This window comes from Serratia sp. CY47280, from assembly GCF_052168655.1.
Taxonomy (GTDB): domain Bacteria; phylum Pseudomonadota; class Gammaproteobacteria; order Enterobacterales; family Enterobacteriaceae; genus Serratia; species Serratia bockelmannii.
This window is the reverse complement of record NZ_JBJNMG010000001.1, coordinates 1,765,807-1,789,598: the sequence shown is the minus strand read 5'-3', so window position 1 is coordinate 1,789,598 and position 23,792 is coordinate 1,765,807. Positions and strand designations below refer to the sequence as shown.

Here is a 23,792-nt window from a genome sequence, read left to right as displayed (position 1 = left end):
GCGACAGGCAAAGAAAAAGCGCCCCAGGGGGCGCTTTGGCATCCATCTCAAGTGAGATTAGAAGCGGTAGTTGAAGTTGGCGCCGTACAGCCAGGCTTTACCCACCGAATTGAAGGTGTAAGGGCCTTCGTTGATGGTGACTTTCTGGCCGTGCATGTAGGACACGCCGACGTCGACCGAGGCGTCTTTGTTGAACGCATAGGTAGTACCGGCACTCAGCCAGAAACGGTCCTGATCGGGAATGGAGATCGAACGGTTTTGGGCGGGCACCGGGCTGTCATCGAAGGCGATACCGGTCCGGAAGGTCCAGTTGTCGTCGTAGAAGTAGGTGGTGCCCAGCGCGATACGGTAAGCGTCTTTGAAGCCTTCATGCTTCTCGAACAGCGTCTGACCGTTGTTGCCGGTGGCTCTCAGCTCCTGGAACTGGCTCCAGCTGGTATAGGCCAGGCTGTAGTGAATGGCCCACTGCGGCGCCACTTTGTTGTAGCCGGACAGCTCCCACATTTCCGGCAGATTCAGATCCAGAGAACCCGGGATGGTGCTGCCGCTGGTGCCCCAAGGCAAGCCTAAGCCCAGAGATTGAGTCAGAGGGTTGAATTGTGCTGGCAGGCTGCTCTTGTAATCGCCATCGAACTTGATTTTGACTTCAGAGCGATAGGTGAAGCCGTAACGGTTGTTTTCATCCACTTCGTACAGGATGCCGGCGTTCCAGCCGTAACCCCATTTATCGCCTTTCAGGTGAGAAATCTGGGTATCGCCAGGGATTTGAGCGATCATTCCGGCTTGCTGAGGCGTTAATCTACCGGTTTGCAGGCCTTGACCTGCAAGCAGTTTCGGCAATTCACCGGCGTAGCGTTCCAGTTTGGCTTTGGCGTACACCGCATCGAAGCCCAGGCCGAAGCTGAAGTGTTGATTCAGACGGTAGGCGCCGCTCAGGTTGAGGTTAACGGTAGTCAAATCGGTCTTACCGCCGTAGGCGCCGGCGGTATAACCGTCGTTGAATTCGGTCGCCAAACCGAAGTTGCTGGTGACCGAGCCGCCTACGGCGAACTGATCGTTAATCGGGTGAACATAATGCAGGTTCGGCACCCAGGCGACAGGGGCGATATTTTTGGAGTCCAGGCTGGCACCGGAAGGCGATTTGCCGGTGATGTCAACGTCCGGGTCGATGAAGACTGCGCCGATGGACAGCTCGGGACGGGTATACATCATCAGCAATGCCGGGTTGCGGCTTGCGGAGGCCGCCGTATCCGCCATGGCGCCTTCGCCAGAATACGAACGTCCTAAACCAGCTGATGAGAACTCATTCAGCTGGAATCCTGCGGCAGACACGTTTGAAGAAATAATTGCCACTGCAGCTGCGAGAGCTGATTTAGTCAATAGGTTTTTCTGGCTCATGACCAAAACCTCATTATGTGTTTATTATTTAAACTATTGTTACACGAAGTAACAAGGAGCGCGGGATTGTAGGGTCCGTTATCGTTCAGACAAATCAGACCAGTGGCTGAAGTATAGGTCTGACCTGTGAAAATGTTGCAAGTTTGTTTTTGAAATATTTCCAACCTGATATCAAAAAAGAGATCTGCTTAACAAAAAGCCAGCGGTAAATAACAAAATTCTTACCATTCCTTAGCAGACGCTCATTTTTATTTGTGATTTCCATCACTTAAAACACCCAGTAAAAGTAAGTGCTAGTGATTGCCGGCGTGGAAGCGTAAAATACCCGCAGAATTTTGTGGCTTTGTGCCGGTGAGTGAAACGGCAATTTGGGCTGATAACCGAGGCCCTTGAGGAGAACCAATCATGTCAGATGCAATTAATAAATGCAGCGCCCAGGAAACCGCCGCGTGTTGCTGCGTGGATGTCGGCACCGTGATGGATAACACCGATTGCACCGCGTCCTACAGCCAGGTGTTCAGTAATCAACAAGATGCGGAAGCGATGCTGGCCGCCCTGAGCGAAAAGGCGCGCGCGGTCGAATCCGATCCTTGTGACATCAGCAGTAGCATTAAACCGGTTGACGGTGGCGTGCAGTTGGAGGCCGATTTCACCTTCGCCTGCCAGGCGGAAACCCTGATCTTCCAGCTCGGCCTGCGTTAATCCCCGCTTTACCCCCGGCGCCGCCTGCTGCGCGCCGGGGATTTCCTTCCCCGTGCCGCCCCGATAGAAAGTGCGCCTGCTCGCAGTTTTGATCTCTGCCGGTTTGCCAAATGTAACCGTTTGGTTAACAATGACCTCATCAGGTCAGACCTCTTTCTGCCCATTGCGCTGACGTTATTTTCTTCAGGAGCATTTATGAGTAAGGCACTGCCGTTGGTGACCCGTCATGGTGACCGCATTGCGATTGTGAATGGACTGCGTACCCCCTTTGCCAAACAGGCAACTGCCTATCACGGCATTCCGGCGGTGGATTTAGGGAAAACGGCGGTGAGCGAGCTGTTGGCGCGTAGCGGCATCGATCCGCAGCTGATCGAACAGCTGGTGTTCGGCCAGGTGGTGCAAATGCCCGAGGCGCCGAACATCGCGCGTGAAATCGTGCTCGGTACCGGTATGAGCGTTCATACCGACGCTTACAGCGTGTCGCGTGCCTGCGCCACCAGCTTCCAGGCGATCGCCAACGTGGCGGAGAGCATCATGGCCGGCAGCATCAGCGTCGGTATCGCCGGCGGGGCGGACTCTTCTTCCGTCTTGCCGATCGGCGTCAGCAAGGCGTTGGCGCGCACGCTGGTGGACGTCAACAAGGCGCGCACGCTGTCGCAGCGTCTCAAACTGTTCAGCCGGCTGAAATTCCGCGATCTGATGCCGGTGCCGCCGGCGGTGGCGGAGTATTCCACCGGTCTGCGCATGGGCGATACCGCTGAGCAAATGGCGAAAAGCCACGGCATCACCCGCGAAGCGCAGGATGCGCTGGCGCACCGTTCCCACGAACTGGCGGCCAGGGCCTGGCGTGAGGGGTGGCTGCGCGATGAGGTGATGACGGCCTACGTGCCGCCTTACCGCGCGCAGCTTTCTGAAGACAACAATATCCGCAAAGACTCCAGCCTGGCTTCCTACGCCAAGCTGAAACCGGCGTTCGATCGCAAACACGGCAGCGTCACTGCGGCCAACAGCACGCCGTTGACCGACGGCGCGGCGGCGGTACTGATGATGAGCGAATCGCGCGCCAAAGAGCTGGGGCTGCAGCCGCTCGGCTATCTACGCAGTTTCGCCTTCGCCGCCATCGACGTGTGGGAAGACATGCTGCTGGGGCCTTCCTACGCTACGCCGCTGGCGCTGGATCGCGCCGGCATCGGTCTGGCCGATCTGACGCTCATCGACATGCATGAAGCCTTCGCTGCGCAAACGCTGGCCAACCTGAAGATGTTTGCCAGCGAAGCGTTCGCCCGCGAGAAGCTTGGCCGCAGCCAGGCGATCGGTGAGGTGGACATGGACAAATTCAACGTCTTGGGTGGTTCCATCGCCTATGGCCACCCATTCGCCGCCACCGGCGCGCGCATGATCACCCAGACGTTGCGCGAGCTGAAACGCCGCGGCGGCGGGCTGGGCCTGACCACCGCCTGCGCCGCCGGCGGGTTAGGGGCCGCGATGATCGTGGAGGTGGAATGATGAGTGCCGAAAACGCATTGCACGAACAGCGTGCCAAACCGTCGGCCTTTCAGCTGACGATTCGCCCCGACAACATCGGCGTGATCACCATCGACGTGCCGGGCGATAAGGTCAATACGCTCAAGGCTGAGTTCGTCGAACAGGTGAACGACGTGCTGATCCGGGCGCAGCAGCATACCGCGCTGGAAGGATTGGTGATCGTTTCCGGCAAGCCGGACTCGTTTATCGCCGGCGCCGACATCACCATGATTGCCGCCTGCACCAGCGCCAAAGAGGCGGAAACGCTGGCCAAGAAAGGGCAGAGCACGCTAGCGCAGATCGCCGCCTTCCCGGTGCCGGTGGTGGCCGCCATTCATGGCGCCTGCCTGGGCGGCGGCCTGGAATTGGCGCTGGCCTGCCACGGCCGCGTCTGTTCGTTGGATGACAAAACCGCGCTCGGTCTGCCGGAAGTGCAGCTGGGCCTGCTGCCGGGCTCCGGCGGCACTCAGCGCCTGCCGCGCTTGGTTGGCGCCGCCAAGGCGCTGGACATGATCCTGACCGGCAAGCACATTCGCGCCCGCCAGGCGCTGCGCATGGGGCTGGTGGACGACGCCGTGCCGCAGTCGATCCTGTTGCAGACCGCCATCGAGCGGGTGAAACAGGGCTGGAAGCATCAGCGCGAGCTGCCGTGGCAGGATCGCCTGCTCAATGGCCCGCTGGGCAGAAATCTGCTGTTCAGCATTGTGCGCAAAAAAACGTTGGCGAAAACCCACGGCAACTACCCGGCGGCGGAACGCATCATTCAGGTAGTGCGCACCGGGCTGGATCACGGCAGCGCCAGCGGCTATGAAGCCGAAGCGCGCGCCTTTGGCGAACTGGCGATGACGCCGCAGTCGGCGGCGCTGCGCAGCCTGTTCTTCGCCTCCACTGCGCTGAAAAAAGAGCGGGGCGGCAATGCCAAGCCGCATGCCCTGCATCGCGTCGGCATTCTCGGCGGCGGCCTGATGGGCGGCGGCATCGCCTGCGTCACCGCCACGCGCGGCGGTTTGCCGGTTCGTATCAAAGACATTAATGAAACCGGCATCAATCACGCGCTGAAATACAGCTGGGACGTGCTTGGCAAACGGGTACGCAGCAAGCGCATGCGCCCGGCGGAACGGCAAAAACAGATGATGCTGATCTCCGGCTCTACCGATTACACCGGCTTTGAGCAGGTGGATATCGTGGTCGAGGCGGTGTTTGAGGATCTGGCGCTAAAGCAGAAGATGGTGGCCGAGGTCGAAGCGAACTGTGCGCCGCATACCGTGTTTGCCTCCAATACTTCCTCGTTGCCTATCGGCCACATCGCCGAAAAAGCCCAGCGGCCGCAGCAGGTGATCGGTCTGCACTACTTTAGCCCGGTGGACAAAATGCCGCTGGTGGAAGTGATCCCGCACGCCGGCACCAGCGAAGAGACTATCGCGACCACCGTGGCGCTGGCGCACAAGCAGGGCAAGACCGCTATCGTGGTGGGCGACAGCGCGGGTTTTTATGTCAACCGCATCCTGGCGCCGTACATCAACGAAGCGGCCCGTTGCCTGCTGGAAGGCGAGCCGATGGAGTCGCTGGACAAGGCGCTGGTGGACTTCGGTTTCCCGGTCGGCCCGATCACCCTGTTGGACGAAGTGGGCATCGACGTCGGCACCAAGATCATTCCGGTGCTGGTCGAGGCGCTGGGGCCGCGCTTCGCCGCGCCGGCTGCGTTCGATGCGGTGCTGAAGGACGGGCGTAAAGGGCGCAAGAACGGCCGCGGCTTCTATCTTTACCCGAGCGAAGGGCAGCAGCGGCAGCGGCGTAAACGTGCGGATACCTCATTGTATACGTTGCTCGGCGTCACGCCGAAGGCGCACATGCTGCCGGCGACCGTCGCCCAGCGCTGCGTGATGATGATGCTGAACGAAGCGGCGCGCTGCCTGGATGAAGGCGTGATCCGCAGCGCGCGCGACGGCGACATCGGCGCGGTGTTCGGCATCGGCTTCCCGCCGTTCCTCGGCGGCCCGTTCCGCTATATGGACGAGCTCGGCGCCGAAAAAGTGGTGAAAACGTTGGAATACCTGCGCCAGCAGCACGGCGAGCACTTCGCGCCGTGCGAACGCTTGCAGCGCATGGCGCAGCAGGGCGAGCGTTTTTACCCGCTGGGGAGCTGAACGCAGGGCGGCCCGATTTGCACTATAGTTGCAACAGGGCCGCGTTGTGATCGCCATCACTCCTTGTAACAGCGTCAGCCGGTGAGGCTGTACAGCAAGGCGTAGGCAGCGGTAAGTTAGCTTGACCGTCATCAATAAATTTCATGGCGGTAAGGTTAAAATTTAACCCGTTGAATTGATTGTTCTGTGAGCAATCGAGGTTTGCCAGGGGAGGGTTGCTGTAAAAAACAGCATTTTCTTTAGGCAAACTTTCAGGCAAAATGCCCGGCCGCCATAAAGAGACGGCGCGTTATCGTTTTAAAGCTTTGGCTTTGGGTTGTAAAACTCGGCGGTACAGCACGCACGGCGTTTCTGTATAGCGTTACTTTGTCAACAACAGCGGTGCAATATGCAAGTTTTGATTATGCGTCACGGAGAGGCGGCGCTCGAGGCAGCCAGCGATGCGGTAAGGCCCCTTACCCTGTGCGGCCGCGACGAGTCCCGTCAGATGGCGGCCTGGTTGAACACCAAGTCTGTGGATATTGAACGCGTGCTGGTCAGCCCCTATCTGCGGGCCGAACAGACGCTGGCGACGGTGCGTGAAGCCTTGACGCTGCCGGAGGGCGAAGAAGTGCTGCCCGAGCTGACGCCGGGCGGCAACGCCGAACAGGTCGGCAGCTATCTGCAGGCGCTGGCGATGCAAGGGGTGAGCTCGGTGCTGATCGTGTCGCACCTGCCGCTGGTGGGCTACCTGGTGGCTGAACTGTGCCCGGGCGAGTGCCCGCCGATGTTCGCGACCTCGGCGATCGCTAACGTCGATCTGCCGGCGGACGGCAGCTACGGCAAATTTGAATGGCAGGTCAGCCCGTCGCAGGTGATGGCCAAAGTGTGAGCCGCGGATGCGGTGCGGAATAAACTCAGGGCGATGTCTGACATCGCCCTGAGTCGTTTCTGCGGGGGGCTATTCTGCCAGCTCCACCAACAGCAGGACGGCGGCGTTGCCGCCCCATTCCTTCGGCGCCTGATGGAACGCCAGCACGTCGGGATGCTGCGCAAGCCACAGCGGCGTTTGCTGTTTGAGAATGTGTTTGCCGTGCCCGTGCATCACGCAGGCGCAGTGCACGTGCTCGCGTTTGCAGGCGGCGATCAACGCCCCCAGCTCCTGCTTGGCCTGCAGCTGGGTCAGGCCGTGCAAATCGAGAAACAGCTCCGGCGAATAATCGCCGCGTCGCAGCTTCTTCAGCTCATACGGGCTGCTGCCGGGGCGCACGTAGCGCGTCGGGCCTTCCTCTTCCAGCTGCGGCTGATATTCATCTGAAAAATAATAGCTGGCATCGACCTGCTCCTGCAGCAGCCGCTGCGGCGCAACCTGTTTGACCTTGAGCTTCGGCGGGCGGTGGACGATAGTGTCCTGGCGCAGCTTTTTTGCGCCCGCCACCGACTCTCTGAAGAGCTGTTGTTCGTCTTTGCTCAGAGGGGGCTTGTTCTTCATGCTTCATTCACCGGAAATCGTTTATTTCGCTAGTTTACCTTGTGAATGAGCGCTGTCGACGCAAAACTCGGGCCAGAGTGAAAAGCGCGAGGGGCGCGCGTGATTTGTCGCGGGCTTCATGGCAAACTATGCGGCTAAATCATGAAACACAGCGCCTGCCGGAGGGCAAATTGGACAAAATTTTCGTCGACGAAGCAGTGAACGAACTGCACACCATTCAAGATATGCTGCGCTGGACGGTAAGCCGCTTCAACGCCGCCAATATCTATTATGGTCACGGAACCGACAATCCGTGGGACGAAGCGGTGCAATTGGTGCTGCCAAGCCTGTTCCTGCCGTTGGACATTCCTGAGGACATGCACACCGCCCGTCTGACCTCCAGCGAGCGCCATCGCATCGTTGAGCGCGTGATCCGCCGCGTCAACGAACGCATCCCGGTCGCTTACCTGACCAACAAGGCCTGGTTCTGCGGCATGGAATTCTACGTCGACGAACGCGTGTTGGTGCCGCGCTCGCCGATCGGTGAGCTGATCAACGATCGTTTCAGCGCGCTGATCCCGCACCCGCCACGCCATATTCTCGACATGTGCACCGGCAGCGGCTGCATCGCCATCGCCTGTGGCTACGCTTTCCCGGAAGCGGAAGTGGACGCGGTGGACATCTCCAGCGAAGTGCTGGCGGTGACCGAGCGCAATATTCAGGCGCACGGCGTCGAACATCAGGTGATCCCGATCCGTTCCGATCTGTTCCGCGACGTTCCCGCGATCCAGTACGATCTGATCGTCACCAACCCGCCGTACGTCGATGCGGAAGACATGTCCGATCTGCCGCAGGAGTTCCGCTTTGAGCCGGAACTGGGCCTGGCGGCGGGCAGCGACGGCCTGAAGCTGGTGCGCCGCATCCTGGCCTGCGCGCCGGACTACCTGACCGACGACGGCGTGCTGATTTGTGAAGTGGGCAACAGCATGGTACATCTGATGGAACAATATCCGGACATCCCGTTCACCTGGCTGGAATTCGAAAACGGCGGCGACGGCGTGTTCATGCTGACCAAACAGCAGCTGGTGGATTGCAAGGATCACTTCAGCCTCTATCGCAGCTAAACCGCATTTCCAGGGCCCGCATGGCGGGCCTCATAACGATAAAAGACTAACGGTAAGGAGCCGTGATGGCAGGAAACAGTATTGGGCAGATTTTCCGCGTCACCACCTTCGGTGAATCTCACGGGGTGGCGCTGGGTTGTATCGTCGATGGCGTACCGCCCGGCATTCCGCTCACCGAAGCCGATTTGCAACACGATCTGGATCGTCGTCGTCCGGGCACCTCGCGTTACACCACCCAGCGTCGCGAACCGGATCAGGTGCGCATTCTCTCCGGCGTATTCGAAGGCGTGACCACCGGTACCAGCATCGGTCTGATCATTGAAAACACCGATCAGCGCTCGCAAGACTACAGCGCCATCAAAGACGTGTTCCGTCCGGGGCATGCCGACTACACCTACGAACAGAAATACGGTCTGCGCGACTATCGCGGCGGTGGCCGCTCTTCGGCGCGCGAAACCGCCATGCGCGTTGCGGCGGGCGCCATCGCCAAGAAATACCTGCAGCAGAAGTTCGGCGTGCAGGTGCGCGGCTATCTGGCGCAGATCGGCGATGTGACCTGTGAGCTGAAAGACTGGGATCAGGTCGAACAGAACCCGTTCTTCTGCCCGGATCCGGACAAGCTGGAAGCGCTGGACGAACTGATGCGCGCGCTGAAAAAAGAGGGCGACTCCATCGGCGCCAAGGTCAGCGTGATTGCGGAGAACGTGCCGGTTGGCCTGGGCGAGCCGGTGTTTGATCGCCTCGACGCCGATCTGGCGCACGCGCTGATGAGCATCAACGCGGTGAAAGGCGTGGAGATCGGTGACGGATTTGCTGTCGTGACCAAACGCGGCAGCGAAAACCGCGATGAAATCACCCCGGAAGGCTTCCAGAGCAACCATGCCGGCGGCATTCTCGGCGGCATCAGCAGCGGCCAACCGGTGATCGCGCATCTGGCGCTGAAGCCGACCTCCAGCATAATGGTACCGGGCCGCACCATCAATCGCCACGGGGAAGCGGTGGAAATGGTGACCCGCGGTCGCCACGATCCGTGCGTGGGCATCCGCGCCGTACCGATCGCCGAAGCGATGATGGCGATCGTGTTGATGGATCACCTGCTGCGCCAGCGTGCGCAAAACGGTGATGTGGTTTCCGACGTGCCTCGCTGGTAATCGCCATGAAAAACTGGATGTTGGGCCTGGTGGCCCTGACGGCCTCCGCTTCCGCCATGGCGCTGACGCCGTGGCAGAAAATCGACCATCCGGTGGCCGGCGCGCCGCAGGCGGTGGGCGGTTTCGCCAACGGCTGCATCATCGGCGCGCAGCCGTTGCCGCTGAATTCACCGGACTATCAGGTGATGCGTACCGACCAGCGCCGCTATTTCGGCCATCCGGATCTGCTGGCGTTCATACAGCGCCTCAGCAGCCAAGCGAACCAGAAAGCGCTGGGCACGGTGCTGATCGGCGACATGGCGATGCCGGCCGGCGGGCGCTTCAGCAGCGGCCACGCCAGCCACCAGTCTGGGCTCGACGTCGACATCTGGCTGCAGCTGCCGCGCCAACGCTGGAGCGCGCAGCAATTGCTCAAGCCGCAACCGATCGACCTGGTGTCAGGGGATGGCAAGCAGGTGGTGGCGAGCCAATGGCAGCCGCAAATTGAGTCGCTGATCAAACTGGCGGCGCAGGACGCGGACGTGACGCGCATCTTCGTCAACCCGGCGATCAAGCAGCGTCTGTGCCTGGACGCCGGCGCCGATCGCGCCTGGCTGCACAAGGTGCGGCCGTGGTTCGGCCACCGTGCGCACATGCACGTGCGTCTGCGTTGTCCGGCCGGCAGCCTGGAGTGCCAGGAGCAGGATACGCCGCCGCCGGGCGATGGCTGCGGCGCCGAACTGGCGAGCTGGTTCGTGCCGCATCAGCCGAACGCGAAGCCGGGCAAACCCGTGCCGCCGCCGTTACCGCCTACCTGTCAGGCATTGCTGGATCACCATTTCTCAGCGGAATAACACATGGACTGGTTCGTCATTGGCCCCGAAATGCTCGGGGTGTTGTTTGCGGTAGCGCTGCTGGCGGGGTTTATCGACTCCATCGCCGGCGGCGGCGGATTACTGACGGTGCCGGCCTTGCTGGCGGTGGGGGTTCCTCCGGCGCAGGCGCTGGCGACCAATAAGTTGCAGTCGGTCGGCGGCTCCTTCTCCGCCAGTCTGTACTTCATTCGTCGGCGAGCGGTGAATCTCAACGACCAGAAGCTGACGATTTTTCTGACGCTGATCGGCTCGATCGCCGGCGCCATTTTGGTGCAGCATATGCGCGCCGATTTGCTGCGGCAGATGTTGCCGCTGCTGGTGATCGGCATCGGTCTCTATTTCTTGTTGATGCCGCGACTGGGTGAGGAAGATCGTCAACGCCGTCTCGGGGCCTTGCCGTTCGGGCTGGTGGCCGGCGGTTGCGTCGGGTTTTACGACGGTTTCTTCGGCCCCGGCGCCGGGTCATTCTACGCGCTGGCCTACGTGACGCTGTGCGGTTTCAACCTCGCCAAGTCCACGGCGCACGCTAAGGTGCTGAACTTTACCTCCAACGTCGGCGGGCTGGCGCTGTTCATCATCGGCGGCAAGGTGGTGTGGAGCATTGGTCTGGTGATGTTGGTGGGGCAGGTGCTGGGGGCGCGTTTGGGCGCGCACATGGTGCTGACCCGCGGCCAGAAATTGATTCGGCCGATGATCGTGATCGTCTCGCTGGTGATGAGCCTCAAGCTGCTGTACGACAATCACGGCGCGGAAATTCAGCAGTGGTTGACCGCCTTGGTGCACGGTTAAAGATGAAGAGGGGGCGTTGCTTACGCGCCCTGTCTTATCGGGTATAATGGCCTCTTTATTTTTGTGGTTATAGAGTTTTTATGTCAGACATGCAGACCCGCCATCACTATGAGCAGTTGATCGAGATCTTCAATCGGTGCTTCAGCGATGACTACAACACCCGCCTGGTGAAGGGCGACGACGAACCTATCTACCTGCCGGCCGACGACGAATTGCCGTATCACCGCATCGTGTTCGCCCACGGCTTCTACGCCAGCGGCCTGCATGAAATCTCGCACTGGTGCATCGCCGGTGAAGCGCGCCGCCAACTGGTGGACTTCGGTTACTGGTATTGCCCGGACGGGCGCGACGCGCAAACCCAGAGTGAATTCGAAGCGGTGGAGATCAAACCGCAGGCGCTGGAATGGATGTTCTGCGTGGCGGCCGGTTTCCCGTTCAACGTCAGCTGCGACAACCTGAACGGCGACTGCGAGCCGGATCGCATCGCGTTCCAGCGCAAGGTGCGCGCCCGGGTATTGATGCTACTGGAGCAGGGAATACCCACACGGCCTGCGCGCTTTATTCAGGCGTTGCAATCGTTCTACAATACGCCACCGCTGGCGGCCGAGCATTTTCCGTATCCGGAAGATCTCAACTGACGCCACAGCCCGTTATTTAATGAGGAAATTTGATGATCGCAGAATTTGAAGCGCGCATTTTGGCGCTGATTGATGACATGGTAGAGCACGCCAGCGATGATGAACTGTTTGCCGGTGGCTACCTGCGCGGTCATCTGACGCTGGCGGTGGCCGAAGCGGAAGAGCAGGGCGAGCATACTGCCGAAGCGCTGAAAGCGCGGGTGGAAGAGAGCCTGCACAAGGCGATCGCCGCTGGGGAACTCTCGCCGCCGGATCAGATTTTGGTGCGCGGCATGTGGGAAAACCTCTATCAGGCTGCCACCCCAGCCGCCTGACCGCCATGCCGGGGCGCGTCGCCGCGCCCCTCATCCATGAATTAAACCGCACGTCCTTTCAGTAACTTTCGCACCCACATTCGATTCGGATTCAACGCCGCCAGCAGGCGCGCGTCGCCCGGTAACGGTTCACCGAACAGCTGCGCCGCCAGAATTTCCGCCGCCAGCGGCGCCGAACACAGCCCGCGCGATCCCAACCCACCGATAGCGAACAGGCCGGGATGGACCGGCGCATCGGCGACGGTTTCGCCGCGCTGGTTCTGCCGCTGCAAATCCTGATACTGCGTCAACGTGGCCTGATAGTCCGGCAGCGCGCCGACCATCGGCAAATGATCGCGGGTGGCGCTGCGCACGCCGCAGCGCGCCTGATGAGCGCTGACGTCCACCTGCTGCGGCCAGGCCTGCTCCGGCAGGCAGCGCAGCAGGCGTTCACGGTTTTCCTGTTGCTCCTGCTCGCGGTAGTCGGTGGTGATGTCGCCGCGCTGGTAGCTGGCGCCAATGCAGTGGTGACCGTTGTTGGCATTAACCGGCGTCAGGTAGCCGTCGTAACACAAGACCTGTTTCAATTGACCGAGGGCCGGCGAGCTTGGGATATGCGACACCTGTCCGCGTACCGAATACAGCGGCAGGGCTTCCGTCGGCGCCAGTTCGGCCAGCCGATGGCCATTGGCCAGGATCACCGTCGCATGGCTGCGGCTTTCGCCGTGGGCGAAGTCGATGCGCCAGCCGTTTTCTTCCTGCGTCAGCCTCTGTGCATCGTGCCGGTAGTGGCAGACCAAGCCCTGGCGCTGCGCCAGCGCGAGAGCGCCGCGCGTCAGCTCGGCCGGACAGAGCCAACCGCCTTGGGGGTAGGTGATGCCGCCGAAGCCGGTATCGACGCCGCACAGTCCGCTGAGCGTCTCGCGGTCGGCCGCCATCGCCAAGGCCTGCGGCCAGTCGGTTTTCAGCATATTGGCGATCTTAGCGCCGCTCTTGTCGTCATAGGCCAACTGGCTGACGCCGCACCACTGATGATCAAAGGCGACGCCTTGTTGCAACAGCGCGTCGTACTGGCGGCGGGCGAAGGGAAACGCGGCGCTGAAGAAGCTCTCCAGCGCGTCGCCGCTGCCGTTCAGCAACGGATAAATCGCCCCCTGGCGATTGCCGGATGCCCCCTCCGCCGCCTGCTCATCGGCGCAGTACAGCGTGACGGTGGCACCGCGCCGCAGCAAGGCCAGCGCGGTGAGCGCGCTGGCGACGCCGCCGCCGATCAGGGCGATGTCGGCGGTGTTGTCCGCCGCCGGGCGCCGATACCAGGGCGCCGGATGTGCGGCGGGCTGCGCATCGGCCGGGAGCTCGCCGGCGAGCATCTCACGCTTTTGGCCGAAGCCTTTGCAGCGGTTGACCTGAAAACCGGCCTGTTGCAAGCCACGGCGCACAAAGCCGGCGGCGGTAAAGGTGGCGAAGCTGCCTCCCGGCCGGGCGAAACGCGCCATGGCGGCGAACAGTTGCTCGGTCCACATGTCGGGATTTTTTGCCGGCGCGAAACCGTCGAGGAACCAGGCATCCACCTGGTTATTCATGCTGGCGTCAAACTGCGGCAGCAGGTCGTTGACGTCGCCGAACCACAGATCGAGCGTAATGCGGCCTTCGGCCAGCAACAGACGATGGCAGCCCGGTAGCGGCAGCGGCCATTGGGCGCGCAGCTCGTCGGCATAAGGCGTCAGCTCCGGCCAGCGCGCATGCGCCGCCGCCAGGTCAGCCTGCTGCAGGGGGAATTTTTCGAAGCTGATAAAGTGCAGGCGTTGCAGCGCGGCGTCCGGCTCGGCCTGGCGGAAGCCGGCGAAGGCCTGCCACAGCGTGAGGAAATTGAGCCCGGTGCCGAACCCGGTTTCCGCCACCACCAACAACGGACGCGGGTGGGTGGCGAAACGTTGCGGCAGCCGATTGCCGTGCAGGAAGACGTAGCGAGTTTCTTCCAGCCCATCCTGATTGGAAAAATAGACGTCATCAAACTGTTTCGAAACAGGTGTACCCTGTTCGTTCCAGGTTAGCGTTGCGGTTTGGATGGGGGCGTGGTTCACGGTCAATGGCTCGAAATTCAAGGGATGCCGCGAATTCTAACGGCGCTGGCGCCCCGGCGCAAACTGGACAACAATAAAGCTGAAAAACGCTGATCGGACTTGTTCGGCTTACATCTGTACGCTAAAGTGCGATGCAAAATCCCGTAGGTAAATAGTGGAAGAGGTATTGAATGAAACGTGCAGTGATTACTGGCCTGGGAGTTGTCTCCAGCATTGGTAATAACCAGCAGGAGGTCCTGGCAAGCCTGCAGGAAGGACGTTCTGGGATCACTTTCTCCCAGGAGCTGAAAGATTCCGGCATGCGTAGTCACGTATGGGGGCAAGTTAAGCTCGACACGACCGGCCTGATCGACCGCAAGGCAGTGCGTTTCATGAGCGATGCTTCCATTTATGCCTTCCTGGCGATGCAAGAAGCGATCGCGTCTTCCGGCCTGAAGGAAGAAGAGTATCAAAACAATCCGCGCGTAGGCCTGATTGCCGGTTCCGGCGGCGGTTCTCCGCGCTTCCAGGTGTTCGGCGCCGATGCGATGCGCAGCCCGCGCGGCCTGAAAGCGGTTGGCCCGTACGTGGTGACCAAAGCCATGGCTTCCGGCGTTTCCGCTTGCCTGGCAACGCCGTTCAAAATCCATGGCGTAAACTACTCCATCAGCTCCGCTTGCGCGACCTCCGCGCACTGCATCGGCAACGCGGTTGAGCAAATTCAGTTGGGCAAACAGGACATCGTGTTCGCCGGCGGCGGTGAAGAGCTGTGCTGGGAAATGGCCTGCGAGTTCGACGCGATGGGCGCGCTGTCCACCAAGTACAACGACACGCCGGAAAAAGCCTCCCGCACCTACGACGCCGATCGTGACGGTTTCGTCATCGCCGGCGGCGGCGGCATGGTGGTGGTTGAAGAACTGGAGCACGCGCTGGCGCGCGGTGCGCACATCTATGCAGAAATCGTTGGCTACGGCGCGACTTCCGACGGTGCCGACATGGTTGCCCCTTCGGGCGAAGGCGCAGTGCGCTGCATGAAGATGGCGATGCAGGATCTGGATGCGCCGATCGACTACATCAACGTGCACGGCACCTCTACGCCGGTAGGCGACGTGAAAGAGCTGGGCGCTATTCGTGAAGTGTTCGGTGACAATACCCCGGCCATCTCCTCCACCAAGGCGATGACCGGTCACTCGCTGGGCGCCGCGGGCGTGCAGGAAGCGATTTACAGCCTGCTGATGCTGGAGCACGGCTTTATCGCGCCGAGCATTAACATCGAAACGCTGGATGAGCAGGCGGCCGGCATGAACATCGTGACCCAGCCGACTCAGCGCGAGCTGACCACCGTGATGTCCAACAGCTTCGGTTTCGGCGGCACCAACGCCACCCTGGTGATGCGCAAACTGGCGAAATAATTCCGCCGGCGCGTCACTTCGCTATCAAGCCCGCGTTTTCGCGGGCTTTTTACTGCTCAAAGCCCGCCGGGCGAGCGCTCGGAGTTTTCCCAAATCACATCCCCTGACACATCATTACCTCGCCATTACACGCGTTGAGCATACAATAGCCAGGTAGCGTGATTATCGCTCGGCGTAGCTTTCTAAAGTGATCGAACATTGAGGCAAGAAGTATGAAAAAGTTAATTGCGGTTGGGTTACTGTCGGCCGTGTTGGCCGGATGCGCCACCGATTCTCCCTGCGTGCCGGTCTACGATGACCAGGGGCGTCTGGTGCACACCAACACCTGTATGAAGGGCACCACTCAGGATAACTGGGAAACCGCGGGCGCGATCGCCGGCGGCGCGGCGGCGGTTGCCGGTCTGACCCTCGGTATCATCGCGCTGACCAAGTGATCGGCGCGGAACAGGAATAAGCCCGGCCATGGCGCGCCGGGCTTTTTTTATCTCACTGCACTAAAAACGCCTTGAACTGCGGCGTCATCACGGCGCTAAAGCTCTCGTCGGTTTTGCTGATCAGGTAGACCGCCAGCCCTTTCTCTTCGGCGAGCTGCAACGCTTTCTCCGGGCCCAGCACCATCAGGCCGGTGTCCCAGCCGTCGGCCTCGAGCGCAGTGGGGGCGATCACCGTGGCGGAAACCAGCCGGTGGTTGATCGGCCTGCCGGTGGCCGGATCGATGACATGGGAGTAGCGTTGGCCGTTTTGTTCAAAGTAGTTGCGGTAGCTGCCGGCGGTGCTGATGCCGTAACCGTGCAGATCCACCAGCGCCTGCACCGCATTTTCACGATCGGTCGGCTTTTGGATCGCTACCCGCCAGGGTTTGCCCTGGCCGTTGACGCCGCGCGAAGAGACCGCGCCACCGACCGATACCAGGTAGTTGGTAATGCCGTTACGGTTCATCAGGCGCACCAACTCATCGGCGCCATAGCCTTCGCCCAGCGTCGAGAGATCGACATACATGCCCGGCAGATCTTTTTGCAGCCACTCCCCGCGACTGTCGCTGATCAGCTTCAGGTGCTGCAGGCCGGTGCGCTGCTTCGCCGCGTCGATCTGCGCCTGTTCCGGCACCTTGACCGGATGCTTGTCTGGGCCGAATCCCCACAGGTTTACCAGCGGGCCGACGGTGATGTCCATGGCGCCGCCGGTATCACGGCCGATGCGCTGGGCCATCAACACGATGTCCGCCATGCCACGCGGGATAGGCTGCGGTTCGAGGCTGGCGCTGTGGTTAAACCGCGACAGCACCGAATCGGCGCGGTAGGTCGAGATGTCGTCGTTGGCCCGTTCGAGCACCGTGTCGATCTGCCGCTGCAGCTCTTGTTTGCCGATCGCGACGTCACCGCTGACCTTAACGCTGTAGAAGGTGCCCATGGTCTTGCCGTCGATATCGATTTGCGGGCGGGAGGCGGCATCGTCGCAGGCGGCGAGCAGGGCGCATAAGGCGCTGAGCAACGCCCCTTTGGCGAACAGGGAAGCCATAACATGTCCTTTGAAACCGTGAAAGCCGCTACAAATAAAGTAAAGCGCGGCAAATGAAAAGCGGATAAAGGTAAAATAGCATTTTGCTGGCGCTGAAGCCGCGCCTGAGCTAACGTCTCGCTCATGCTTTTCGCTGAGGTTTCAAGCTGCCACCATGAGTGCAACCGCCATTTCCCGGATAATCCATCCCTTTGTCAAAGATCGCTTCTTGCATGTATTGCTGCTGGCCGGCGTGGCGATGTTCGTCTTTCATCCGCAGCCATTGGCGGCGTTGGGCGGCTTTATCGACGGCCGCACCCTCATCACCCTGCTGGGGCTGATGCTGCTGACCAAAGGCGTTGAGGTCAGCGGCTACTTCGACTTCGTTGGCCGTAAGATTATCAACCGGTTGCACAGCGAACGACGGCTAGCGCTGTTCCTGGTGTTTTCAGCCGCGCTGCTGTCGTCGTTTCTGACCAACGACGTGGCGCTGTTTATCGTCATTCCGCTCACCATCACGCTAAAAAAGCTGTCGGCGCTGCCGGTTGGCCGCTTGATCATCTTCCAGGCGCTGGCGGTGAACGCCGGTTCGTTGCTGACGCCGATCGGCAACCCGCAAAATATCCTGCTGTGGAGCCGATCCGGCCTCTCTTTCCTCGATTTTATCGGCCAGATGGCGCCGTTTGGCGCCGCAATGATGTTGAGCCTGCTGGCGCTGACCTGGTTCAGCTTCCCGGCGCGCGACATCGTGAAAACGCCGAATACCGAGGGGTATCCGTACCAGCGGCCGCTGTTGCTGAGCTGCGTAGGGCTGTATGCAGTTTTCCTGCTGTGTCTTGATTTCGATCTGCCGTTGTACGGGCTGCTGGCGGTGTTCGCCGGTTTCTTGCTGCTGGCGCGCCGGGTACTGTTGCAGATCGACTGGAGTCTGATTTTCGTGTTCGCCGCCATGTTCATCGATGTCGGCCTGTTTACCCGCTTGCCGCCGCTTCAGCCGGCATTTGCCGCCATCGCCGGGCTGAGCGAGGGGAGCGTGTATGCGTTGGGGGTTGGGTTGTCGCAGATCGTCAGTAACGTGCCGGCCACCATTTTGTTGCTCAACTATGTGCCTTCCAGCCCGCAGCTGGCCTATGCGGTCAACGCCGGGGGCTTCGGGTTGGCGGTCGGATCGCTCGCCAACCTGATTGCGCTGCGTATGGCAGGGGAGCGCAAGATCTGGTTGCGCTTCCACTATTACTCGCTGCCGCTGTTGGTGTGGGCCGCGCTGCTCGGTTGGGTGATGAGCTAGCCCGGATTGCCACTCTGCCGCGCGGCCAGCAGGCAAATGCTGCGGGTCACCTGATAAGATTTCACGAAGGCGTTGACGGGCAAAAACTCGAAGCGCGAGTGGAAGTTATGCGCGCCGGTGAAGTAATTGGGCGTCAGGATACCGCGGCTGGAGAGCGCTGCGCCGTCGGTGCCGCCGCGCATTGGGATCACCTTCGGCGGGATGCCGTGGGCGGCAAGGGCGCCGAAGATCAGATCGATAGCGCGTCGATCTTCGCCGATGGCATTGCTGATGTTGCTGTAGATGTCGCTGACGTTGCAGCTAACGTTGGCGCGCGGATAGTTGGCCGCCACCTGGCGCACCGTCTCCTCAAGGCGGGCTTTGCGCGCCTCGAAGGTTGCGCGATCGAAGTCGCGAATCGAGACCTTCAGCGTCGCCTGATTGGCGTTGGCGGCCAGATCGGTGAACCAGAAATACCCCTCGCGCCCTTCGGTGTGTTCCGGGGTATCCTGCACGTCGAATCGGTTAATGATGTCGTTGGCGATGCGTATCGGGTTGATTAACACGTTTTTCGCCGACATCGGGTGGGCGGTCACCCCCTCGATGCGGATCTCCGCCGATGCCGCGTTGAAATTCTCGTACACCACTTCACCCAGTTCGCAGCAGTCGATGGTGTAGGCGAAATCGACAGGGAAACGCTGCAGATCCAGCGCTTTGGCGCCGCGCAGGCCGATCTCTTCATCCGGCACGAATGCCACCACGATATCGCCGTGGCGATCGGTGGCGCTCAGGTTGGCCAGCAGCGTCATCACCACGGTGACCGCCGCCTTATTGTCGGCGCCCAGCACGCTGGTGCCGTCGCTGAACAGGATCTCTTCGTTCCGGTAGGGCAGGATCTCCGGATGCTCGGCGACCCGCAGCCAGATGTCTTGCTCGGCGTTCAGGCATAAATCCTCGCCGGTGAAGCGCAGGCGCTGCGGGCGAATCTCGGGCGACAGGCCGACGTCCACGGTGTCGATATGCGTGATGAAGCCGATGCGCGGCGCGCCGGGCTGGGTGCCGGGCTTGCGGGCGGTGACGGTAGCGTGCTCGTCGATCTGCACGTCGGCCAGGCCGAGCCGGTGCAGCTCGTCCGCCAACAGTTGCGCCATCTCATGCTGCCCCGGCGTGCTGGGCAGGGCGGTTGCGGCGGCGTTGCTCTGGCTGGTGACCGCCAGGTAGCGGAAGAAACGTTCGGTAAGCTGTTCGGCAATCGAGCTGGTCATCGGAATTCCTCGCGGTTGGCAATCTACCGGTTTTAAAACGAAATCAGCCGTTTGTCCAACGGCGCAATGCGTAAACCGCCAGAATGCGAAGCATCGCGCAGAAACGAAAAATAGCGGTGCAACTAGGAAATAGTCGCAGGTTTCTGCGGCAAAATCGGTGTTAGCTGTGGGCCGGGAAGCGCCCACATAACACTTATCTGTCCCTCAAGGAGAATTCATGCATACCGGTCACGCTCTGCTTATCACTTTACTGTCCCTGGGCATCTCTCACAGCGCCTGGTCGTCTGCCGATACCGGGCACGCCAACAGCAACGCCAACAGCCGCGAAGTGGCCAGCGCGTTGGGCGGCCTGAAGAACAAAACCTACGAGCTGGAGCAGGCGCCGAAGATCCGCGTCGCCAGCTTCAATATCGCCGCCGGCAAGGTCAGCGACATGACCGCCATCGCCAAGGCGATTCGCGCGATGAACGTCGACGTGGTGGCGCTGCAGGAGGTGGATAAACTCACCGCCCGCAGCGGGCGGGTCGATCAGGCGGCGGAACTGGCGAAGCTGACCGGCATGCAGGCGGTGTTCGGCCGGGCGATCGATTTCGACGGCGGTGAATACGGCCTGGCGTTTCTCTCGAAGTATCCGCTGCACGATGCCGTAATCTATCCGTTGCCGTCCGGCCAGCGCGAGCAGCGCATCGCCTTCAGCGCCAAAGTTGACGTGCCGGAGTTCCCGACGCCGATCACCCTGTTCAACACCCATCTCGATACCAAGGAAGATCCGACGATGCGTCTGGATCAGGTGCGGGAGCTGAACGATCGCACTATCGAAGTGCGCGGCATCAAACTGCTGTTCGGCGACATGAACGACGTGCCGGGCAGCGTCACCTGGCTGGAGCTGAGCCGCTATTGGAACGACATCATGCCCAACGGGCAGGACGGTCGCAGCTGGCCGGCGGAAAACGCCGAGATCAAGGTGGATTATATCTTCACCGGCAATGCGCAGCGTTGGCATCTGGACAGCCTGACGGTGCCGAACGCCAGCGGCGATTGGAATGGCGTGCACTGGCCGGCGGTGAGCGATCACCTGCCGCTGGTGGCGGAGATGCGCCTGACCGAGCAATAAGCCGGCCGGCGTCTTTCCAGGGCAGGGCTAAGCCACAACGATCCGCGCCAGCCGCTCGACGGCGCTGCGGATCTCGCCCGGGGTCAGGGCCGAAAAGCCCAGCAGCCATCCGTCGCGCTGGGCCTGAACCGTTTGGTATTGCGCAGTTAACCCGGGCGTAAGGACGCCGAGCCGCCGCGCCTGTTGGCTGAGTGCCGCCTCCCGGCCGGGCTGCAGCCAAACGCTGAGCTGCAGACCGCCGGCGGCAGGGGCGGGTGTGGCGAAGTGGCCGAGTTTTTCGCGTACTTCCGTCAGCAGCACATCGCGCCGGCTGTGGTAGAGCTGGCGCATATAGCGAATATGCGCGGCGAAGTGCCCCTGACGGATGAATTCGGCGGTGATCGCCTGCATCAGCTGCGCGCTATGGCCGTCATAGACCGTGCGCGCGGTGACGAACGGTTCGACCAGCGCGGGTGGCACGATCAGGTACGCCAGCCGCAGCGAAGGGAACAGCGATTTGGAGAAGGTGCCGAGATAGAGCACACGGCCATGGCGATCCAAGCCTTGCATCGACGGAATCGGCAGCCCGTCGTAGTGAAATTCGCTGTCGTAATCGTCCTCAATGATCCAGGCCTGTTGCCGCTCCGCCAGCGCCAGCAACGCCAAGCGGCGCGCCAGGCTGAGCGCCGCGCCGGTCGGGTATTGGTGCGAGGGCGTCAGATAAATCAAACGCGGATCGGGCAAGGAAGGTTCTGCTTGCAGGCCGTCGCCGTCTACGGCCACCGGCGTCAGCGCGGCGCCGGCGCTGATAAAGGCGTTTCTCGCCCCGGCGTAACCCGGCTCTTCCATCCAGACGCTGTCGCCGCTGTCCAGCAGTAACGTGGCAATCAGTTGCAGCGCCTGCTGCGAACTGGTCAGCACGATAACCTGGTTTGCATCGCAGATTACGCCGCGCGTTTGGTTGACGTGGGCGGCAATCGCTTCACGCAGCGGCAAATAGCCCTGCGGGTCGCCGTAGCGCAGCAGGCTTTCTCCCTGTAGCCGCAGGCGCTGCGCGGTCAGCTGCTTCCATAAGGCCAGCGGAAACGCGCGCAGGTCCGGCGAGCCGGCAGCGAAGGCCTGAGGATACTGCGGATCGCGGCAGCCGCCGGTTTGCACGATCTGTTGGCCGCGCAGCGAAAGACGTGGCATGCCGGAGCCGGTCGCCGGTGGTGGCGACTTGGCGATACGGATCGCCACAAATGTGCCCTGGCCGACGCGGCGCTGCAAATACCCCTCTGCCTCCAACTGGCCGTACGCCGCTTCTACGGTCACCCGCGAGAGGCTCAGATCGCGGGCCAACACCCTGCTGGAAGGCAGGCGTTGCCCAACGTTTAATGCGCCGTGGTGGATGGCCTGCCGCAATGCCGCACACAGACGATCGCGCAGCGTGCCGGCGGCGTGAGGCGATTGCTGAAACAGCGTGATCAGCGTGTGCCGCATAATGGGTCTTATCATGAGTAAAAAATGGGTATCAATCATAAGACCAAAATCGGGCACTATTGTCATCTGTCTTGATCAACGGGAGTGAGTGATATGCCGAAAGAATCCTTGGTGCTGGCTTTTCCGCCAGCGGCGCCGGAAGAGAGCCTGGCCTATCTGGCGGCCAAACTGAGCCGCTATGCGGATGCCTGGGACGTGGCGGAAGATTTGCGCAATGGCGTGGACGGGATGGTGGTGATCGATACCCGTGCGGAGGCGCTGTACGCCGCCGGGCATATCCCCGGCGCGTTCAGCTTGCCGCATCGCCTGATGGATGAAGCCGGCACGGCGCACCTGGATCGCCAAAAGGTGTATGTGACCTACTGCGACGGCATTGGCTGCAACGGTTCCACCAAAGGCGCCTACAAGCTGGCGACGTTGGGGTTCAGGGTGAAGGAGTTGATTGGCGGGCTGGATTTCTGGCTGCGCGACGGCCATCCGTTGGCCATCGGCGAACAGCCGGGATCGCTGCGCGATCGGGCGGCTGTTGCGGACTGCGGCTGCGCCTGAGGCGTTAAAATACCAGCGCCAGCACCACGGCCAGCACCAACAGCAGCAGGATCAGCGCCACGGCCGGCTTGCTGAGCGCTTTTTGCAGTGGCAGAGGCAGGGCGGCGATCAGCGGGTTGAGCAGCGGCTGTGGCTCGACAGGGTGGCTGGCGATCGGCTGCGCCTGGCCGGCCTTCTCCAGACGGCGGGCAAACAGTTGATGAATGGCGTCGCTCATTTGCGGGTGCGTCAGCGGCGCATTGGCGCCGCAGTTGAAGCGCGCCTGGCAATAGTCGTTCATCTGCTGCAGTTCTTGCTCGTCCGCCGGCTGTTTGAGCGCCGCCAGCAGGTTGTTCAGCGTCGGTGCGCTCTGCGGGCTGAGCGCCACTTTCACCTGTAAAAACTGGTTCAGCAGCTGGAAGTGGCGCGCCGGCAGCGGATCGTTGGTTTTCACACCCGCCAGATCGAACAGCGTTTGCCAGATTTTAGCCGGCGCTTCGCCGGTGGCGGCACTGAGTTTGGTGATCTGCTGCTGCAGGCTTTGATGCTCTGCGGGCAGCAGCGGGCGATCGCTGGTGGCGGTTTGCTGCGGCTGGGGAATGGTCAGGCCGCCGGTCTGCAACAGATTCAGCACTTGCTGCAGCTGCGGCGGGCTCAACTGGCTCAGCACCGTATGGCCGAACTGCTGGCGAATAAAGTCGCTGACCGCCTGGCGGTTGTTGCCCAGGGGCAGTAATTCGGCCAGCTGTTGCAACAGCTGGCGCCCGGCGTGGTTTTGCTGCGCCTGCGTCAGGCGCGTTTGCAGCAGCTGTTCCGCCGGTTGAAAATGGCGCGCCAGCAGTTCGCCGCCGTTGTCGGCGCCAAGATCGTGACGCAGAGACGCCCAGATCTCCGCCGACTTTGCCGGGCTGAGCGTCATGATTTTCACGATCAGTTTTTCCAGCGTCGTGCGCTGCGCCGGAGAGAGGGGTTGATCGTCAGTGGCCGCCGCTTTGCCCGGGGAAGGGGGGCGCTCGCCGGCGATTGGGGTGCCCGGCCCACTCAAAGGTTGCATATCACCAGTCCTTCGCTGTGTATCCCCGCAGTGTGCCTGGAGGAGAGAATCGTCATCGTAC

The 23,792-nt window shown here is 61.4% G+C and carries 22 protein-coding genes; 15 read left to right on the top strand and 7 right to left on the bottom strand.

Going from position 1 to position 23,792, the window contains the following annotated elements:
• Nucleotides 1-57: 57 nt before the first annotated feature.
• Entirely contained in the window at nt 58-1,398 is a 1,341-nt protein-coding gene (gene fadL / locus ACJ8J4_RS08645) for a long-chain fatty acid transporter FadL (RefSeq protein WP_038629776.1), read from the bottom strand.
• A 405-nt stretch (nt 1,399-1,803) separates the two neighbouring features.
• Between fadL and ACJ8J4_RS08640 the strand changes: the two genes are divergently transcribed.
• The 4 genes from ACJ8J4_RS08640 (at nt 1,804) to sixA (ending at nt 6,642) form a co-directional block, all read left to right on the top strand.
• On the top strand, nt 1,804-2,100 hold the full coding sequence (locus tag ACJ8J4_RS08640; protein ID WP_072145088.1) for a YfcZ/YiiS family protein: 297 nt from the start codon (nt 1,804-1,806) through the stop codon (nt 2,098-2,100).
• A 195-nt stretch (nt 2,101-2,295) separates the two neighbouring features.
• Nucleotides 2,296-3,606: an acetyl-CoA C-acyltransferase FadI gene (gene fadI / locus ACJ8J4_RS08635; protein ID WP_025303722.1), complete on the top strand. Its 1,311-nt coding sequence runs from the start codon at nt 2,296-2,298 to the stop codon at nt 3,604-3,606.
• A complete protein-coding gene (gene fadJ / locus ACJ8J4_RS08630; RefSeq protein WP_025303721.1) occupies nt 3,606-5,771 on the top strand; it encodes a fatty acid oxidation complex subunit alpha FadJ in 2,166 nt (721 codons plus the stop codon). The genes fadI and fadJ overlap by 1 nt, the downstream gene beginning before the upstream one ends.
• Before the next feature lie 388 nt (nt 5,772-6,159).
• Nucleotides 6,160-6,642: a phosphohistidine phosphatase SixA gene (gene sixA / locus ACJ8J4_RS08625; protein ID WP_004936230.1), complete on the top strand. Its 483-nt coding sequence runs from the start codon at nt 6,160-6,162 to the stop codon at nt 6,640-6,642.
• A gap of 69 nt (nt 6,643-6,711) precedes the next feature.
• Here the strand turns inward: sixA and smrB are convergent, their stop codons facing one another.
• Nucleotides 6,712-7,242 carry an endonuclease SmrB gene (gene smrB, locus ACJ8J4_RS08620; RefSeq protein ID WP_025303720.1) on the bottom strand — a complete coding sequence of 177 codons (531 nt, stop codon included), beginning with the start codon at nt 7,240-7,242 and terminating at the stop codon, nt 6,712-6,714.
• Between the two features lie 170 nt (nt 7,243-7,412).
• Between smrB and prmB the strand changes: the two genes are divergently transcribed.
• The 6 genes from prmB to ACJ8J4_RS08590 all read left to right on the top strand — a co-directional run bounded on the left by prmB (nt 7,413) and on the right by ACJ8J4_RS08590 (nt 12,091).
• Nucleotides 7,413-8,345, top strand: coding sequence for a 50S ribosomal protein L3 N(5)-glutamine methyltransferase (gene prmB / locus ACJ8J4_RS08615; RefSeq protein WP_025160157.1), 933 nt, complete (start codon nt 7,413-7,415; stop codon nt 8,343-8,345).
• Nucleotides 8,346-8,410: 65 nt separating this feature from the next.
• Nucleotides 8,411-9,496: a chorismate synthase gene (gene aroC, locus ACJ8J4_RS08610; protein ID WP_033643909.1), complete on the top strand. Its 1,086-nt coding sequence runs from the start codon at nt 8,411-8,413 to the stop codon at nt 9,494-9,496.
• A 5-nt stretch (nt 9,497-9,501) separates the two neighbouring features.
• Entirely contained in the window at nt 9,502-10,329 is an 828-nt protein-coding gene (gene mepA / locus ACJ8J4_RS08605) for a penicillin-insensitive murein endopeptidase (RefSeq protein ID WP_049207359.1), read from the top strand.
• Between the two features lie 3 nt (nt 10,330-10,332).
• Nucleotides 10,333-11,139 (top strand): sulfite exporter TauE/SafE family protein, encoded by an 807-nt coding sequence (locus tag ACJ8J4_RS08600; RefSeq protein ID WP_025303718.1) that lies wholly within the window; start codon nt 10,333-10,335, stop codon nt 11,137-11,139.
• A gap of 80 nt (nt 11,140-11,219) precedes the next feature.
• Nucleotides 11,220-11,777 carry an elongation factor P hydroxylase gene (locus ACJ8J4_RS08595; RefSeq protein WP_043140178.1) on the top strand — a complete coding sequence of 186 codons (558 nt, stop codon included), beginning with the start codon at nt 11,220-11,222 and terminating at the stop codon, nt 11,775-11,777.
• A gap of 32 nt (nt 11,778-11,809) precedes the next feature.
• Nucleotides 11,810-12,091 (top strand): YfcL family protein, encoded by a 282-nt coding sequence (locus ACJ8J4_RS08590; protein WP_016926855.1) that lies wholly within the window; start codon nt 11,810-11,812, stop codon nt 12,089-12,091.
• Between the two features lie 41 nt (nt 12,092-12,132).
• Here the strand turns inward: ACJ8J4_RS08590 and mnmC are convergent, their stop codons facing one another.
• On the bottom strand, nt 12,133-14,154 hold the full coding sequence (mnmC, locus tag ACJ8J4_RS08585; protein WP_164068443.1) for a bifunctional tRNA (5-methylaminomethyl-2-thiouridine)(34)-methyltransferase MnmD/FAD-dependent 5-carboxymethylaminomethyl-2-thiouridine(34) oxidoreductase MnmC: 2,022 nt from the start codon (nt 14,152-14,154) through the stop codon (nt 12,133-12,135).
• Between the two features lie 170 nt (nt 14,155-14,324).
• Here mnmC and fabB point away from each other — a divergent pair, with 170 nt between their 5' ends.
• Together fabB and ACJ8J4_RS08575 are read left to right on the top strand one after the other, a co-directional pair.
• The gene (gene fabB, locus ACJ8J4_RS08580) at nt 14,325-15,545 is read left to right on the top strand and encodes a beta-ketoacyl-ACP synthase I (RefSeq protein ID WP_016926857.1); all 1,221 of its coding nucleotides are present in this window, start codon (nt 14,325-14,327) and stop codon (nt 15,543-15,545) included.
• 212 nt (nt 15,546-15,757) lie between these two features.
• Nucleotides 15,758-15,979: a hypothetical protein gene (locus tag ACJ8J4_RS08575; protein WP_004936201.1), complete on the top strand. Its 222-nt coding sequence runs from the start codon at nt 15,758-15,760 to the stop codon at nt 15,977-15,979.
• Between the two features lie 52 nt (nt 15,980-16,031).
• On the opposite strand, the gene apbE is transcribed toward ACJ8J4_RS08575, so the two are convergent.
• Nucleotides 16,032-17,063: an FAD:protein FMN transferase ApbE gene (apbE, locus tag ACJ8J4_RS08570; protein ID WP_197824152.1), complete on the bottom strand. Its 1,032-nt coding sequence runs from the start codon at nt 17,061-17,063 to the stop codon at nt 16,032-16,034.
• A 154-nt stretch (nt 17,064-17,217) separates the two neighbouring features.
• On the opposite strand from apbE, the gene ACJ8J4_RS08565 reads away from it, so the two are divergent.
• Nucleotides 17,218-18,330: an SLC13 family permease gene (locus ACJ8J4_RS08565; RefSeq protein WP_025303714.1), complete on the top strand. Its 1,113-nt coding sequence runs from the start codon at nt 17,218-17,220 to the stop codon at nt 18,328-18,330.
• On the opposite strand, the gene pepT is transcribed toward ACJ8J4_RS08565, so the two are convergent.
• Nucleotides 18,327-19,574, bottom strand: coding sequence for a peptidase T (gene pepT / locus ACJ8J4_RS08560; RefSeq protein ID WP_197837206.1), 1,248 nt, complete (start codon nt 19,572-19,574; stop codon nt 18,327-18,329). The genes ACJ8J4_RS08565 and pepT overlap by 4 nt on opposite strands.
• Before the next feature lie 217 nt (nt 19,575-19,791).
• On the opposite strand from pepT, the gene ACJ8J4_RS08555 reads away from it, so the two are divergent.
• The gene (locus ACJ8J4_RS08555) at nt 19,792-20,688 is read left to right on the top strand and encodes an endonuclease/exonuclease/phosphatase family protein (protein WP_015378611.1); all 897 of its coding nucleotides are present in this window, start codon (nt 19,792-19,794) and stop codon (nt 20,686-20,688) included.
• A gap of 27 nt (nt 20,689-20,715) precedes the next feature.
• Here ACJ8J4_RS08555 and pdxR read toward each other — a convergent pair whose 3' ends face one another.
• Nucleotides 20,716-22,149 (bottom strand): MocR-like pyridoxine biosynthesis transcription factor PdxR, encoded by a 1,434-nt coding sequence (gene pdxR, locus ACJ8J4_RS08550; protein WP_442516055.1) that lies wholly within the window; start codon nt 22,147-22,149, stop codon nt 20,716-20,718.
• 93 nt (nt 22,150-22,242) lie between these two features.
• Here pdxR and ACJ8J4_RS08545 point away from each other — a divergent pair, with 93 nt between their 5' ends.
• Nucleotides 22,243-22,698, top strand: a complete 456-nt coding sequence (locus ACJ8J4_RS08545) for a rhodanese-like domain-containing protein (RefSeq protein WP_043140156.1) — start codon at nt 22,243-22,245, stop codon at nt 22,696-22,698.
• 4 nt (nt 22,699-22,702) lie between these two features.
• On the opposite strand, the gene flk is transcribed toward ACJ8J4_RS08545, so the two are convergent.
• Nucleotides 22,703-23,731, bottom strand: a complete 1,029-nt coding sequence (gene flk, locus ACJ8J4_RS08540) for a flagella biosynthesis regulator Flk (RefSeq protein ID WP_049294895.1) — start codon at nt 23,729-23,731, stop codon at nt 22,703-22,705.
• Nucleotides 23,732-23,792 lie beyond the last annotated feature (61 nt).

Bases quoted from the DNA above. Each gene is read 5' to 3' on its own strand.
- fadL (WP_038629776.1), bottom strand. From the start codon at position 1,398: ATGAGCCAGAAAAACCTATTGACTAAATCAGCTCTCGCAGCTGCAGTG.
- ACJ8J4_RS08640 (WP_072145088.1), top strand. From the start codon at position 1,804: ATGTCAGATGCAATTAATAAATGCAGCGCCCAGGAAACCGCCGCGTGT.
- fadI (WP_025303722.1), top strand. From the start codon at position 2,296: ATGAGTAAGGCACTGCCGTTGGTGACCCGTCATGGTGACCGCATTGCG.
- fadJ (WP_025303721.1), top strand. From the start codon at position 3,606: ATGAGTGCCGAAAACGCATTGCACGAACAGCGTGCCAAACCGTCGGCC.
- sixA (WP_004936230.1), top strand. From the start codon at position 6,160: ATGCAAGTTTTGATTATGCGTCACGGAGAGGCGGCGCTCGAGGCAGCC.
- smrB (WP_025303720.1), bottom strand. From the start codon at position 7,242: ATGAAGAACAAGCCCCCTCTGAGCAAAGACGAACAACAGCTCTTCAGA.
- aroC (WP_033643909.1), top strand. From the start codon at position 8,411: ATGGCAGGAAACAGTATTGGGCAGATTTTCCGCGTCACCACCTTCGGT.
- mepA (WP_049207359.1), top strand. From the start codon at position 9,502: ATGAAAAACTGGATGTTGGGCCTGGTGGCCCTGACGGCCTCCGCTTCC.
- ACJ8J4_RS08600 (WP_025303718.1), top strand. From the start codon at position 10,333: ATGGACTGGTTCGTCATTGGCCCCGAAATGCTCGGGGTGTTGTTTGCG.
- ACJ8J4_RS08595 (WP_043140178.1), top strand. From the start codon at position 11,220: ATGTCAGACATGCAGACCCGCCATCACTATGAGCAGTTGATCGAGATC.
- ACJ8J4_RS08590 (WP_016926855.1), top strand. From the start codon at position 11,810: ATGATCGCAGAATTTGAAGCGCGCATTTTGGCGCTGATTGATGACATG.
- fabB (WP_016926857.1), top strand. From the start codon at position 14,325: ATGAAACGTGCAGTGATTACTGGCCTGGGAGTTGTCTCCAGCATTGGT.
- ACJ8J4_RS08575 (WP_004936201.1), top strand. From the start codon at position 15,758: ATGAAAAAGTTAATTGCGGTTGGGTTACTGTCGGCCGTGTTGGCCGGA.
- apbE (WP_197824152.1), bottom strand. From the start codon at position 17,063: ATGGCTTCCCTGTTCGCCAAAGGGGCGTTGCTCAGCGCCTTATGCGCC.
- ACJ8J4_RS08565 (WP_025303714.1), top strand. From the start codon at position 17,218: ATGAGTGCAACCGCCATTTCCCGGATAATCCATCCCTTTGTCAAAGAT.
- pepT (WP_197837206.1), bottom strand. From the start codon at position 19,574: ATGACCAGCTCGATTGCCGAACAGCTTACCGAACGTTTCTTCCGCTAC.
- ACJ8J4_RS08555 (WP_015378611.1), top strand. From the start codon at position 19,792: ATGCATACCGGTCACGCTCTGCTTATCACTTTACTGTCCCTGGGCATC.
- pdxR (WP_442516055.1), bottom strand. From the start codon at position 22,149: ATGCGGCACACGCTGATCACGCTGTTTCAGCAATCGCCTCACGCCGCC.
- ACJ8J4_RS08545 (WP_043140156.1), top strand. From the start codon at position 22,243: ATGCCGAAAGAATCCTTGGTGCTGGCTTTTCCGCCAGCGGCGCCGGAA.
- flk (WP_049294895.1), bottom strand. From the start codon at position 23,731: ATGCAACCTTTGAGTGGGCCGGGCACCCCAATCGCCGGCGAGCGCCCC.